The sequence below is a fragment of the Nostoc sp. CHAB 5836 genome (assembly GCF_020829445.1).
In the GTDB taxonomy this organism is placed as follows: Bacteria; Cyanobacteriota; Cyanobacteriia; order Cyanobacteriales; family Nostocaceae; genus Nostoc.
This window is the reverse complement of sequence record NZ_JAIVFV010000038.1, coordinates 12,530-26,888: the sequence shown is the minus strand read 5'-3', so window position 1 is coordinate 26,888 and position 14,359 is coordinate 12,530. Positions and strand designations below refer to the sequence as shown.

11 protein-coding genes and 1 tRNA gene are annotated in these 14,359 nt (G+C 43.4%); 6 read left to right on the top strand and 6 right to left on the bottom strand.

Annotation, left to right across the window (positions count from 1 at the left end; genetic code table 11):
- Window positions 1-66: 66 nt before the first annotated feature.
- Both LC605_RS10390 and rdgB read left to right on the top strand, forming a co-directional pair.
- Window positions 67-1,503, top strand: coding sequence for a phosphoglucomutase/phosphomannomutase family protein (locus LC605_RS10390; protein ID WP_229547471.1), 1,437 nt, complete (start codon window positions 67-69; stop codon window positions 1,501-1,503).
- 405 nt (window positions 1,504-1,908) lie between these two features.
- Window positions 1,909-2,505, top strand: a complete 597-nt coding sequence (rdgB, locus tag LC605_RS10385; RefSeq protein WP_229547470.1) for an RdgB/HAM1 family non-canonical purine NTP pyrophosphatase — start codon at window positions 1,909-1,911, stop codon at window positions 2,503-2,505.
- A gap of 19 nt (window positions 2,506-2,524) precedes the next feature.
- Here the strand turns inward: rdgB and LC605_RS10380 are convergent, their stop codons facing one another.
- From LC605_RS10380 to thiD, 3 genes are all read right to left on the bottom strand, one after another.
- The gene (locus LC605_RS10380; RefSeq protein ID WP_010996475.1) at window positions 2,525-2,863 is read right to left on the bottom strand and encodes a P-II family nitrogen regulator; all 339 of its coding nucleotides are present in this window, start codon (window positions 2,861-2,863) and stop codon (window positions 2,525-2,527) included.
- Between the two features lie 239 nt (window positions 2,864-3,102).
- Entirely contained in the window at window positions 3,103-3,711 is a 609-nt protein-coding gene (locus LC605_RS10375; protein WP_229547469.1) for a cell division protein ZapB, read from the bottom strand.
- A gap of 176 nt (window positions 3,712-3,887) precedes the next feature.
- On the bottom strand, window positions 3,888-4,709 hold the full coding sequence (thiD, locus tag LC605_RS10370) for a bifunctional hydroxymethylpyrimidine kinase/phosphomethylpyrimidine kinase (RefSeq protein WP_229547468.1): 822 nt from the start codon (window positions 4,707-4,709) through the stop codon (window positions 3,888-3,890).
- 810 nt (window positions 4,710-5,519) lie between these two features.
- Here thiD and LC605_RS10365 point away from each other — a divergent pair.
- Window positions 5,520-7,934, top strand: coding sequence for a choice-of-anchor D domain-containing protein (locus LC605_RS10365; protein WP_229547467.1), 2,415 nt, complete (start codon window positions 5,520-5,522; stop codon window positions 7,932-7,934).
- A 496-nt stretch (window positions 7,935-8,430) separates the two neighbouring features.
- Here the strand turns inward: LC605_RS10365 and LC605_RS10360 are convergent, their stop codons facing one another.
- Window positions 8,431-9,012 (bottom strand): thermonuclease family protein, encoded by a 582-nt coding sequence (locus tag LC605_RS10360; protein WP_229547466.1) that lies wholly within the window; start codon window positions 9,010-9,012, stop codon window positions 8,431-8,433.
- Window positions 9,002-9,370, bottom strand: a complete 369-nt coding sequence (locus LC605_RS10355) for a 2Fe-2S iron-sulfur cluster-binding protein (protein WP_229547465.1) — start codon at window positions 9,368-9,370, stop codon at window positions 9,002-9,004. Before LC605_RS10355 ends, LC605_RS10360 begins: the two co-directional genes overlap by 11 nt.
- 106 nt (window positions 9,371-9,476) lie before the next feature.
- Between LC605_RS10355 and LC605_RS10350 the strand changes: the two genes are divergently transcribed.
- From LC605_RS10350 to LC605_RS10340, 3 genes are all read left to right on the top strand, one after another.
- A tRNA-Ser gene (locus tag LC605_RS10350) sits at window positions 9,477-9,561 on the top strand.
- A gap of 1,410 nt (window positions 9,562-10,971) precedes the next feature.
- On the top strand, window positions 10,972-11,652 hold the full coding sequence (locus tag LC605_RS10345; protein ID WP_229547464.1) for a HEAT repeat domain-containing protein: 681 nt from the start codon (window positions 10,972-10,974) through the stop codon (window positions 11,650-11,652).
- A gap of 75 nt (window positions 11,653-11,727) precedes the next feature.
- Window positions 11,728-12,294 carry a phycobiliprotein lyase gene (locus LC605_RS10340; protein ID WP_229547463.1) on the top strand — a complete coding sequence of 189 codons (567 nt, stop codon included), beginning with the start codon at window positions 11,728-11,730 and terminating at the stop codon, window positions 12,292-12,294.
- Between the two features lie 536 nt (window positions 12,295-12,830).
- Here LC605_RS10340 and LC605_RS10335 read toward each other — a convergent pair.
- A complete protein-coding gene (locus tag LC605_RS10335) occupies window positions 12,831-14,339 on the bottom strand; it encodes a UbiD family decarboxylase (RefSeq protein ID WP_229547462.1) in 1,509 nt (502 codons plus the stop codon).
- Window positions 14,340-14,359 lie beyond the last annotated feature (20 nt).

Here is a 14,359-nt window from a genome sequence, read left to right as displayed (position 1 = left end):
ATTCTTTTTTTACTTTCTACACTGTATGAATGCTAAAATCCTCAAGTAGACAGTTAGGATACCTAGATGCCAGTTGTAGCTAACTCAATCAAGTTTGGTACAGACGGCTGGCGGGGCGTTATTGGTGACGAGTTCACCTTTGAACGTCTAGCCCTGGTCGCACCAGTTGCCGCAAAAGTATTATATGACACATATTTTTCTACGGCGGGTAGCCGCACTATAATTGTCGGTTACGATCGCCGATTCATGGCCGAAGACTTTGCTCGTGCTGTTGCCGATACTGTCAGTGCTGTCGGATTTGATGTCCTACTGAGCGAAACCTACGCCCCAACCCCAGCTTATAGTTGGGCGGCAAAACAACTCAATGCTTTAGGAGCGCTGGTAATTACAGCCAGTCATAATCCAGGGGCATATTTGGGTTTAAAAGTCAAGGGTTATTTTGGTGGATCGGTACCGCCAGAAGTCACAAAAGAGATCGAAGCGCAGTTATCAGTGGGAGTACCATTAGCAGCTACCCCAGGCAAACAAGAGAAGTTCGATCCTTGGCCCAGCTATACCCAAGCGTTAGAAGGTAAAGTTGATATTGTCAAACTTCGAGAAGCGATCGCATCTGGCAAATTGACGTTATTTGCTGATGTGATGCATGGCGCGGCGGCTGGCGGATTGGCGAAACTACTAGGCAATCAGGTCAAAGAAATCAACTCAGAACGCGACCCCCTATTTGGTGGCGGTGCGCCGGAACCCTTACCTAAATACCTTTCAAAGCTATTTGAAGTTATTAAAACTCACCGAGAAACCGATAAATCAGGTTTAACAGTGGGGTTGGTATTTGATGGAGACTGCGATCGCATCGCAGCAGTGGATGGACAAGCCAACTTCCTAAGTTCCCAAGTATTAATCCCAATATTAATCGACCACTTAACCTTAAGACGCGGCTTTAGTGGTGAAATAGTCAAAACTGTTAGTGGTTCGGACTTGATGCCCCTTGTGGCATCATTACATAACCTGTCAATATTTGAGACAGCAGTTGGTTATAAATACATCGCTGACAGAATGTTAGCAGCAAAAGTGTTACTGGGTGGCGAAGAATCGGGCGGAATTGGCTATGGGAGCCATATTCCCGAACGTGATGCACTACTGTCAGCATTGTACGTCCTAGAGGCGATCGTCGAATCCGGTTTGGATTTAGGGGAATATTATCGCTACTTACAGAAACAAACAGGGTTTACCTCAGCATACGATCGCATTGATTTACCCTTAGCAAGTATGGAAGTGCGATCGCGTCTTTTGCAACAACTACAAACCCAACCCTTAACGGAAATTGCCGGGTTAGCAGTAATTGATTGTCAAACAATTGACGGCTACAAGTATCGCCTAGCTGATAAAAGTTGGTTAATGATTCGCTTTAGCGGTACTGAGCCAGTTTTACGCCTGTACTGCGAAGCCCCAACAATTGAGCAAGTGCATCAAACTCTTACTTGGGCGAAACAGTGGGCGGAGTAAAATTAATTATTAACCATTTGTCATTAGTCCTTTGTCCTTGGTAAATGACCAATAGACATAGGAGTGAAAAAGAATTGTTTTGACGTAGCACTGCTACGTCTCTACAAGGGTTCTGGGTAACGCATATTTAATTTCACCAGATGTCTAATGATATCATGTCCGTTTAATTACTTATTAAACCCGAAGAACCCCAAAGAGCCAAAACTACGCTTATTCTGCCCTCCCCAAAGCATCGGGGAGGAACTGGGGGTGGGTGCAATGACTGTGCGAATCATAACTAATTAATTATGCGGACATGATATGACAAATGACCAATGACAAATGACCAATGACAAATGACAAATGACAAATGACCAATGACCAATGACCAATGACAAATGACCAATGACCAATGACCAATGACAAATGACCAAATTACTTGTAGTAGCCACAGGAAATCCAGGAAAGTTGCGGGAAATGCAAGCTTACCTAGAAAATTCAGGTTGGGAATTAACCCTCAAACCTGAAGAATTAGACATTGAAGAGACGGGCGAAACTTTTGCCGCCAACGCTTGTCTGAAAGCGTCACAAATTGCTAAAGCCACAGGAAACTGGGCAATTGCTGATGATTCTGGCTTGCAAATAGATGCCCTAAATGGCGCACCAGGAGTGTATTCTGCACGTTACGCCAAAACTGACTCAGAACGCATTGCTAGGGTATTGAAAGAATTGGGTAACGCAGTCAATCGACAAGCTCAATTTGTTTGTGCAGTAGCGATCGCTCGTCCTGATGGTGCGATCGTATTAGAATCTGAAGGTGTTTGTCGCGGCGAAATTCTCCACGCACCTCGTGGTGATAGTGGTTTTGGCTACGACCCAATTTTTTATGTGCAAGAGTTGCAATTGACCTTTGCTGAGATGACACGAGAGTTGAAGGGGTCAATTAGCCATAGAGGCAAGGCTTTTACAGCTTTACTTCCGCAACTCGAAGAGTTAGGAGTACGCCTAACTCCTAACTCCTAACTCCTAACTCCTAACTTTTTTAAACTGCTTCCGTGTTCTTTTCGCCGGTGCGAATCCGAATCACTTGCTCAACAGGCGAGATAAAAATTTTACCATCGCCGATTTCGCCAGTGCGGGCAGCAGCAATAATTTTGTCCACCACCATATCAACCTGATTGTCTTCAACTACGATTTCCACTTTGAGTTTTTGCAGAAACTCAACGGTGTACTCAGAACCACGATAGCGTTCAGTTTGACCTTTTTGCCGTCCGAACCCCCGGACTTCAGAAACAGTCATGCCAACGATACCAGCGTTAACTAAGGCAATTTTCACCTCATCCAGCTTAAATGGGCGGATAATAGCTTCTACTTTTTTCATATTCTGGACTCCTGACTTCTACTAGCTTCGTTTATATATCTAACCAGATCCGCAGTCGGAAGCTGTAACTAGCAGTGCTTTTCCTAAAAGATATGTAATAATTACCACTTTTTTTAAATGTAAATGCTTTGCTTGAGAGTTTGGGACATGAGAAGCAGCAAGGATTTATTAATTGGATAATCTTCGAGGTTCTAACATCGGACTTACGCAATAACTCTCTGAAACTCTTATTCCTTTAACTAACGTTTCTGATGTTCAAACAAGGGACGTACAACGAAATATCCAGCGCTAAAGGCAGTCAGCATGATTAGCAAGATGGTGATAATTAACCACCAACCACTAACTTCCTTGGCATCTGGCTCAGTAGTAGAATAATAACTTACTTGTTGCTCTTCTATAAAAATGGGTTCTGGTATCGAAAAATTCATTTCCATTACAGGTGCAGAAGATTCTTGGCGGCAACTTTTATCGGGTGGTGCTTTGGGCACAACAGATGGACGCGAACGAGAAACCTGCTGACGTGGAGGCGCTTGTGTTGGTGGCTGTTTCGCAACACTTTTTACATCGCCAGAAGCTTGGGTAGCTCGATAATAACTAGGTGTAGCATGGGAATCCACAAAATTTTGCAACTGAGAAAAAGACTCAACAACTTTAGTAATTTCTTGGCGTAATAGTTGATTTTCTTGTGCTAGTTGCTGATTTTGGGTGGTGAGTGCATTTAGCTTCGCCTGTGCTGCTTGCAACTCTGTTGACAATTCCCTGTATACAGATAGTGGTACAGAGGGTGGGTAGGCTTGAGTAGTCTGTGTTGGCGAATTCCTGTGAACAGAACCTATGGTTGTTCGCATCGGGGGCTTGGTATTAAAAATCAAAGTAATTAGATCGTACAGAGATGCTAACAGAGATAGTCACCCCTGAAACTATGCCCAAGAATAATGGAAAAATATCCAAAGGGCAAAGATTTCTGATTGGCGCATGGGTTATTCTCCTTGTCCCCCCTCTGCTCTAATTTCCGTGATCACGGTTAATTTCGTAACAGTGGGAAGAAGTGCCCTACAGGGCCTTGCCCTTCGCCAATATCTAGGGCGTAAGTGAGTGCAGTAGTCACATACTCTTTTGCTTGTTGCACTGCCTGCCATAAGTTTTTTCCCTTAGCCAGATTAGCAGCGATCGCAGCCGATAGTGTACAACCAGTACCATGAGTATTTTTTGTTTCTACTTGCTGGCAAGTCAAAACTTCCAACTTCTCCCCATCAAACCAGATATCAATGCCACGCAAATCTCCCTGCATACCTCCACCCTTGACTAAAACAGCCTTCGTCTTTAAAGTCTTGTGAATAATTTCAGCAGCAGCTTGCATATCCTCCAAGGAATTAATTTGTAAACCGCTCAATATCTGCGCTTCATAGCGATTGGGCGTGATTATAACCGCTTTGGGAATCAGGACATGGCACAGAGTCTTCACAGCATCATCATTAATTAATTGTGCCCCTGTACGTGACACCATTACTGGATCAACTACTAGATTATTGATTTGTAAAGCTTCTACCTGCTGGGCAACTGCAAAGATAATTTCCTGATTGAGCAACATTCCTGTTTTGGCAGCTTGTACGCCAATATCCTCAACTACTGCCTGAATTTGCGCCATAACAGCCTCTGTTGGCATGGCATCAACTCTTTTCACTCCTAGAGTGTTTTGTGCGGTGACGCAGGTTATAGCGCTAGTACCGTGGACACAGTGAAAAGCAAAGGTGCGTAAATCAGCTTGAATTCCTGCACCGCCACCACTATCTGAACCAGCAATGGTTAAAGCAACCGGTATTCTGGAGTTTATTTGAGTGTTCATATTTTGAAGATTAAGTAAGTTGGCGGCATAAGTAGGTTGGCGCAATTAAAGTTAACTGGCTAAGGCTGTCATTTGTCATTGGTCATTGGTCACTTGTACTGCCCTTCTCTACGAGAGGCTGCGCCAACGACTACGCTCAGGAACCGCGAAGTCGTTGGCGCAGACTCTCCAAGAGTTGTATTGGTCATTAGTAAAGACTTTAAGCCTATTTACGTTTCGTAACATACTTTGATTTTTTCGCACCAACTTAGTTAAACAAACTGGGAATTAACAGAACTCCACCACAACCCTTCCATAATATTTCTGCCTTTGTTGTAAAAAAGTTTACTGTAATACGGAGAATTACTGTTATCAAGTGCTTTTTTTAAAGGTTACTTTTAATTAAGTTCACAAAGCTCAATTACACCGCTTGGAACAGGTTCGACTAAGTTGTTACATTAGTCCCCTTAAGTTAAAGGGTGAACTTACTAAAGTTTCAACCAATTTAATTTTGAACACTGCAACTTTAAGTCCTCAGTTATCAGCCAGGGGTGCATTTTACCATGCCGATTTGGCAACCTTCTGAGCGAAGCGTCTATGCGCTAATCGTCCGATTGTTCTCAACAAAACCCTGACGATTGACCATATCGATACCCCTAGTTTAACCATCAACGGTTGACAGCAGAGAAAATTTTCAGTTTTACAACAGCGTTTTTACAACCGACGCGATTTCAAGTCGCGATCGCACAACTGCGACTGTTTTGAAGAGTCCAGACAGATCACCCATTCAAATAACTACCAATCCCCTTTATATACATTCGGAGTAAATCTATGGCTGGCAAAACATACTACGTTTCTGGAACAGGTAATGATCAAAACTCAGGATTAAAAGAAGACGCAGCATTCCGCACTCTTCAAGAAGCTGCATACTTGGTGGAAGCAGGTGATACTGTCTATGTGATGAATGGTACTTACACCTCGCCTTACTCTACGATTCTGAATATTGCAAATAAGCATGGTAGGGCTGACGCACCGATCACATTTACTGCGTATCCTGGACACACACCTGTTTTAGAAGCAGGCAAAAATATTTGGAATGGTGTATCAATTTCAGGCTCTTCTTACATAGTAGTTGAAGGCTTGACATTAGTAGGAGCACGAGATGAAATTACATTAGAATATGCGCTCCAGGAAAAAGAGAATATGAATAACCCAGCAACATCTGGGAACGGTATTTATGTTGGAATATTCAGGAATAGCAACAAAACGCTAAATTCACATCACATCACAATTAACAATAACAACGTTTCTAAGTTTCCAGGAGCCGGGATTGTAACAACACAAAGTGACTACGTTACAGTAGAAAACAATGTCGTTTCTGGAAATGCTTGGTACTCACCTCATGGAAACCAAGGAATTACAATGTTTGAACTTTGGAACTATGATCAAAACGTCACAGATTACAAAGTAATTATTCGAGGTAATACCTCTTTTGATAATAAACAATTAGTTCCTTGGCTGAAGGCAGGAGAAATAACTGAGGGTCATGGAATAATGCTTGACTACTCTTATGTTGGAAGGGTTGCTTACACTGGTAAAGCCTTAATCAGTGATAACACCATTTACAACAATGGTGGGGCAGCTATTCAGCTTTTCAAAGGAGTAAACTCTGTAGACATTGTAAATAATACAACTTATCACAATTCCCAAATACTTTCAAAGGGAGAAATTTTCCTTAACAGTGTTAAAAATGTTCAGGTCTACAACAATATCATGTATGCAAGTAACGGAGAGTTGACCATTCTCACTGAGAATTCTAGTAATACTACATTTGGCAATAACATTGCTTACAACGGAGCTGTTAAAGGTAAAGGTACAGGATTAGAAAATACTATAAACAAAGACCCGTTGTTTGTTGATGCAGCAAATAGTGACTTTCGGCTCAAACCTGGAAGTCCTGCGATCGATGCTGGTTCCAATATCTTCAATAGCATCACTAAGAATATTCCTGTGGATGGTGATGGTAATGGCACCGCAGTGATTGATATGGGTGCAAAGGAAGCCGGTATTAAGCCTACTCCGGAAATTCAAGTTCTTAATGGCGCATTTAGCATTGTGGACGGCAGTACTAGTGCTATTGATTTAGGTAACGCCCTTGTTGGCGACACCCTGACCAAAACCTTTACTATTCGGAATACGGGCACAGGCGCACTCAAACTAAGTAATCTGCAAGTTCCCAAAGGCTTTAGTTTGGTAGGAATCTTACCTACGACTGTGGCTGTAAATGCTTCTGCCACTTTATCTGTAGGACTGGATACGACTAAAGCTGGAACCTACAAGGGCAAGCTGAGTTTTAACAACAACGATATTGACGAAAGCCTCTTTGACTTTGCGATCAGTGGCAAAGTTAATACTGCTCCAGAAATTCAAGTTCTCAATGGCAAACTTGACATTGTGGACGACACCAGTAACATTGACTTCGGCAACGTCCTTGTTGGTAGTACTTTGACTAAAACCTTCACTATTAAGAACACAGGCACAGCCACACTCAAACTGAGTAATCTGGAACTTCCCAAAGGCTTTAGTTTGGTAAAAACCCTACCTGCGACTGTGGCTGCCAAGGCTTCTACGACCCTATCTGTGGCACTAAACACCACTACACCAGGAACCTACACTGGCAACCTCAGTTTCAAAAACAATGATAGTGACGAAAGCCCCTTTGACATTGCTATTACTGGCACAGTTGCTCAACTTCTCAATGGCACTGACGATTCGGAGTACTTAAAAGGGAATGCCCCAGCCAACAGGATTTATGCCCTTGGGGGAGACGATACCATCATCGGTAATTTCGGAAATGACCAACTTTGGGGAGGCAACGGAAACGATACTCTCTGGGGACAAAGTGGTAATGACGTGCTTTACGGTGATAATGGTAACGACTGGCTTTACGGTGATAACGGTAACGACTGGCTTTATGGTGGTAAAGGTAATGATGTGCTGACTGGTGGAGGCTCTGGTACTGACACCTTTGTATTGGCTCCTGGTGAGGGCACGGACTTGATTACTGACTTTAAAGTAGGTACAGATCTGATTGCTTTATCGGGTGGTCTCAAGTTCGGTCAATTGTCCATAGGACAACAAGGAAGTCAATCCTTGATTGTGAATACTTCTAACAATCTAGTCTTGGCGAAGTTAGATGCGGTCAGTGCGGTATCACTCTTGGCTGAAACTTTTATCACTATTTAGTTGAGTCTGATTCATGGCTCAGTTAAGACAAAGTAAGGGAGGTAGGAGGGAGTTAGTTGTCTCTTTTGCTCCCTACTCTTGAACGCACCGCCAAGCAAATCTTGCGATTATGGTTGGGGATTCTTGCGCTTTTGAAGCCAAAAGACTTCTAAGCGTTCCCAGGCATAATGGCGTCCTCAGTGAATCGTAGAAACTTTTGTCTACCCAAACCCCAGAAAAACTAGCAATTCCTAAATAAATAATTGCTGTAAATGGTCGTGCCTCTACGAAATTTCGCTTTGCCGTACCAGTATTATTCTACTACAATGAAGATTCACTTTTATTTTGGTTCTCCCTAACCCCACCTAAAATGTAAACATTTCCAAGTATTTTTAGGTGGGGACTGCGGAAGAACATTTCTGTTCAAAAGACATCTGGTGAAATTAAATATGCGTTACCCAGAACCCTTGTAGAGACGTAGCACTGCTACGTCTCTACATTCTTTTCACTCCTATGTCTAAAGATTTTGGCGGCGAAACTCAGAGGGCGTGAGGCGCATGGGTTTTTCCGGGTTCCAGATTCCTTTGCCCATGAGTCTAGCCCATTGTTGGGCACGTTCTAAACGCTGGTCATATTTGTGGTTAGGCGATCGCTCAACAAACATTGCATTCCCTTGTTTCACCAATTCTTCATTCAACAACAGCTGATTTTTCCACACATAAGCTAGAGTTCGCCCGATTTTATCTTTTGCTTCTAAATCAAACTCCAGCGTTACCGACTGTTCTGCGCCACCAATTAGATTCTCTAACTGTTCTTTTGCTCCTTCCCCCCAAGGCCTCTGTCGCAAATCTGGTGCATCAATACCAACTAAGCGCACTTGGGAAATCAAATTTGGTTTTTCATCCATACCTAACACTTCCAAGCTTTGCCCACTAACTACCCGCGCTACTTTTACCTGAGCCTCATTGTTTGGCCGCTGGGTTTTACCTTGACAACTCACCAAGAGCAATAAGCAAGCCAAAATGGCTATTTTTCGCACCCAGTCACCAATACGCACAGCCATTAATACTTTGGTGAGGTTGAATTTTTTATTCCTCATCTAAGGGTAAACCCGCTTTAACTCTCCCCCTAGCAAAATAGCGTCCAAATTGGAGTTCGTAGACTTCATCTTCGTCTTGTGTTTCTACCTCCAAGTCAGAACGAGGATAACTTACACACAACAAGGCATAACCTTGGCGACGTAAATCTGACGATAATCCCATCGCCTCTGGTTGGTAAATTTCTCCCGACAACACCCTCACGGCACAAGTGGTACAAGCCCCGTTGCGGCAGCAAAATGGTAGTTCCACCCCTTGTTTTTCAGCAGTGTGTAGGATGTAGCGGTCTTCTGGCACTTGTAGGGTGGATGTTTTGCCAGTGGCGCGATCGCGAACTCTAATTGTGTATGTACGGGACATCTGGATTTGCGTTTTGGGATTGGGACTTTCAGATTCAATGGAAAATATCTTACTTTATCTTTGCATTTTCTAGGATTCTATAGTATGATCGTAACTTGTGACACCTGGAGAGGTGGCCGAGCGGTTTAAGGCGCAGACCTGGAAAGTCTGTTTAGGGAAACTTAACGGGGGTTCGAATCCCCCCCTCTCCGTTCTCAAACCTAGTCTAAATATATAGTTTTAACTAGACTTCTACAAATAGTCAGGTTCAGAAAGTAGCAGGATATTGGCAAATAAGTAGGTCGGCGCAATTAAAGCTAACTGGCTAAGGCTGTCATTTGTCCTAAGTCAATTGGTCACTAGTAAAGATTTTAAGGCTATTTACGTTTCGTAACATACTTTGATTTTTTCGCGCCAACTTACTTATATTCCAATACGCTTGGGTTAAGGATTTTCTGGAGAACCATAGGCCTGTAGAGACGTTGCATTGCAACGTCTCTACACTGTCCACTGGACAAGGGTTTTAGTCTTATCCCTACCCCTTTCAAGGTGACTCGTAAAATCTGTGTTTTTCTCTCTGCGCTCTCTGTGCCTCTGCGGTTAAAAAGTAATTTATTTAACCACGGAGGCGCAGAGGACACGGAGTATAAAGCTTAAAGAGGAATTTATTGACCAAAATTTTTACTCACCTTGAAAGGGCTAGTCCTATCCCAAGCGTATTGACTTATATTAGGCGATGTGCAACTTATTCTTAAAACCCCACTTCCATTCAATACTGCACGCTTTGTGAATATTCGTAGGTTGGGTTGAGGCAATGCGTTACCCAACAAACCCCGCTCTTCGGTTGGGTTTCGTTCCTCAAACGCCACGTGCTTCAAGTCGGGGAACCGCAAGGGCGCAGTGGCTCCCCAACCTACACATTTTTATTTTTTAGCCAAAACCTACGCAGTATTGGACTTCCATTCCTCTCCCCGAAACGGGGAGAGGCTTTGATTCTTGCTCCCCAACGCTACAAGGGTTGGGGGTTAGGTTTGAGAGTAAAGTATGGCGTTATATTCGTGAACCACTCCGCCGTAAGACGGACGAAGCTTCCCAATTCATCGGGAATAGCTTCCAGAACTCCATAGTACTAGAAAGTCTGACATTCCCTCCAAGGGCAGGAGTCCTGGTTCCCAAGACCCAAATCTTCTTCTTGCAGCATATACCTGTTAGCTTGGTTTTCGCTTATGGCATTGATGGTCAAGACCAAATAATTCTATCAGAAAATTCTGGGGATTCGTCATACATCTGATATTGATTTTTTGCAAGAGCAAAAAATCAATATTCAGATGTAATCCTTATACCCCGCTCCCTATCCCCACCCTATGAGTACATTGAGGGTGGGGACTTCCGCGACACGTTAAAATTGCTTTGAAAGTGCCTTGCTCTGATGCTTGTCTGGGTGCAGCACTCGGTAGAAAAGCTTACCGTACCCACACAATCTCGCGGTAAGTAACATTTGTTTATTTTTCACTCATAATCGAGCCATTTTGTAAAGTCGCCAAACTCCTACTTCACTATGGCGACAGCCTGATGAACGGATCAGGTAAATTAAGATAAGTAAAGAAAACGCTTTGAACTAAATGGCAGCTCTAAGCTTACAAGAAATTTCTACTCAGTTAGAAAGTCCGAATTTACGCGATCGCATGGTAGCCCTTGCCAATTTGCGTAATGTACCCCCTGAAGATGCAGTCCCTTTGATTAAAAAGGTACTAGACGACGAATCTTTGCAACTGCGATCGATGGCAATATTTGCCCTCGGAATCAAGCCAACGCCAGAATGTTATTCAATTTTAGTCAGAATTCTCGAAAATGACCCCGATTATGGTATACGCGCTGATGCCGCCGGTGCTTTAGGATATTTGGGTGATGCCAGGGCCTTTGAGGTGCTTTCACGAGCATTTTATGAAGATACTGATTGGCTAGTACGCTTTAGTGCAGCCGTTTCTTTAGGTAACATTAAAGACCCCCGTGCCCGTCAAGTTCTTCTTCAGGCTTTAGATAGCAAAGAAGTCGTGTTGCAACAAGCTGCAATCTCTGCACTAGGAGAAATTAAAGACATTGAGTCTGTTGATCAGATCCTGCGCTTCGCCCAATCAGATGATTGGCTAGTAAGGCAACGTTTGGCAGAAGCCTTGGGAAATCTTCCCACTCCCAAGAGTGTCTCAGCTTTAAAATACCTGGAAAAAGACAATCATTTTAATGTTGCTGAGGCAGCCAGGATTGGTCTCAAGAAGCTTGAAGAAATAGACAATCAAGCTTAATATTAAAGCCTCCTGCTACCTTTTAATAATAATTAAGTGGGAATTTTCGCATTTTGATGCAGGGTAATTTCATTCATGAATATTGAAGAGTTTTTTCAGTTAAGTGCTGGTAAATGGTTTTCTCATCGTACTAGTCAACATTTGGCTTTTAACCAATCTGAAAATAGCAAGTCAGACATCATCATTGAGACGCTGGCAGTAGATCACCCAGAAGTGATCAAACTCTGCGAAAATTACAAAATTAATCCTAGTTCTGCTTCCTGTGCTGCCAAAATTACCTGGAACGGCACAATGGAAAAGGATCAAGCAAAACACAATGGTTCAACTGTGTTAGTTTCAGTACCTGATGCAGATAATCCGACCCAAGGTAAGTTACTGCGAGAAATAGTTGATGCCAATAAAACTCCAGTTGCCGGAGACTATAAAATAGATAGTGATGGGGCTTTGACCCTGATTACAGAGGATGAAACCATGAGTTCTGAGGAACGCCTGTGGTTTGCTAGCCCCAATTTACGAATGCGGGTGAATATCCTCAAGAGTTTTGGTGGATTTAGTATCACTTCCTTCACTTCTGAGATTCGCATGGGTGGCTTTCCACCAGCCGCGAAGGCTTCGGAGGCGGCTAATTCAGTATCTAGTTAGTTTGATGACAAAATATTCCCCCCAGAAGCGGGGGGAATAAAGTAGAGATGGGTTAGCATTCAGGAAAGCTTTTATCTGATTTAGTTTGCTGGTATAAACTTATTTAATTTTATTAACTGACGGGATGTGCAACTTATTCTTAAAACCCCACTTCCATTCCTCTCCCCGAAACGGGGAGAGGCTTTGAAACCCAGTTGTTGTTTTTCTCTGCTTGTATGAAACCACCCTGCTTCCCGCCAGAAGAATACCTAATTTTTTTTACGAACCGCAAACGCGAGTGCGTCTCCCCTTCTCCCAAAGGGAGAGGCTAGCGCCAAGGGAGAAGGACGCCAAGGACACCAAGGAAGAGAGAGAAAAATCAATAGGTAATCTTGTAGGGGGAAGGGAGTAATTACCCGGACATGATAAGTAAGTTGACGTGAAAAAACCTAAATATGTTACGAAACGTAAATAGGCTTAAAACCCTTGTAAATGACGAAGGACAAATGACAAATGACAGCCTTAGCCAGTTAGCTTTAATTGCGCCGACCTACTTATTACCTGATATCATAGCCAAACAAATTCGGGTCTACTTCTCCTAACTGCAACTCTGCTAAACCATACTCCGCCCATCGCCTCTCTACCATTGCCGCCACGTCTGGGTCAGATTCCAAAGGCGAACCCCATTCATGATTTGTTTCCGGCGGAATTTTAGTAGTCGCATCAATTCCCATCCGTCCACCTAAGCCAATCTTCTCACTGGCAAAATCCAACGTATCAAAAGGTGTATTCGGCAAAATAAAGACATCCCGCACTGGGTCAACTTTGGAACTAATCGCCCACACAACTTGACGCGGATCGCGAATATTTATGTCTTTATCTACAACAATTACAAATTTGGTGTATGTAAATTGTGGTAAAGCACTCCAAAACGCTAAAGCCGCCCGTCGTGCTTGTCCTGGATATGCTTTATCAATGGAAATAATTGCGGCTTTGTAACTCAAAGCTTCCATTGGTAGGAAGAAATCGACAATTTCTGAGACTTGTTGCCGCAAAATAGGTGTATAGATGCGATTAAGTGCGATCGCCATCATCGCTTCTTCTTTCGGTGGACGACCGCTAAATGTTGTTAAGTAAATCGGATTTTTCCGGTGCGTCATACACTCAAAGCGGATCAACGGCGAATCTTCCACGCCGCCGTAATAACCCATGTGGTCGCCAAAGGGCCCATCTGGTAAAACTTCCCCTGGTGTAATGGTTCCTTCCAAGACAAATTCCGAATCTGCGGGAACTTCCAAATCTACAGTTTTACACTTCGCCAACTGCACACCAGAACCACCGTAGAGTCCAGCAAACAGCCATTCTGATAAATCTATAGGGATGGGTGTGGCAGCTGCCATAATAATTAGAGGATCTACACCAAGTGCGATCGCAACTTCTAATTTCTTCCCACGTTCGGCCGCTTTTCGCAAATGCCTCGCCCCACCCCGCACCGATAACCAGTGAACCGTCATCGTATTTTGAGATTGTAGTTGTAAGCGATACACACCTACATTTGGTGTACCCGTCTCACAATCTTTGGTAATTACCAGTCCCAGCGTGATAATCTTGCCAGCATCACCAACATAAGGACGTATTAAAGGCAACTTATTTAAATCTAAATCATTACCTTGAAGCACAACTTGCTGACAAGCGGGGAAAAAGTCACGTCCTGGTTTCGCCTTCACCACATCAAACAGCACTTTTCCAAAATCTATCGCTTGGGAAATCTTCTTCGGCGGTTTTGGCTGTTGCAGCATACTTAGTTTTTTCCCCAGAGTTTCCAACTCCTCTGGATGCTGCATATTCATCGCCCAGCAAATCCTTTCCACAGTTCCCATCAAATTCACCGCCACAGGGAAGGAAGCACCTTTGACGTTTTCAAACAACAACCCTGGCCCACCTTTTTGCAGCATCCGGTTAGAAATCTCAGCAATTTCCAAATCTGGGTCAACTAAAGCTGAAATTCGCCGTAATTGTCCCTTTTCTTCCAAAATTTTGATGAATCCCCGCAAGTCTCTCGCCATTGTTCTAATAAAGCTGATTA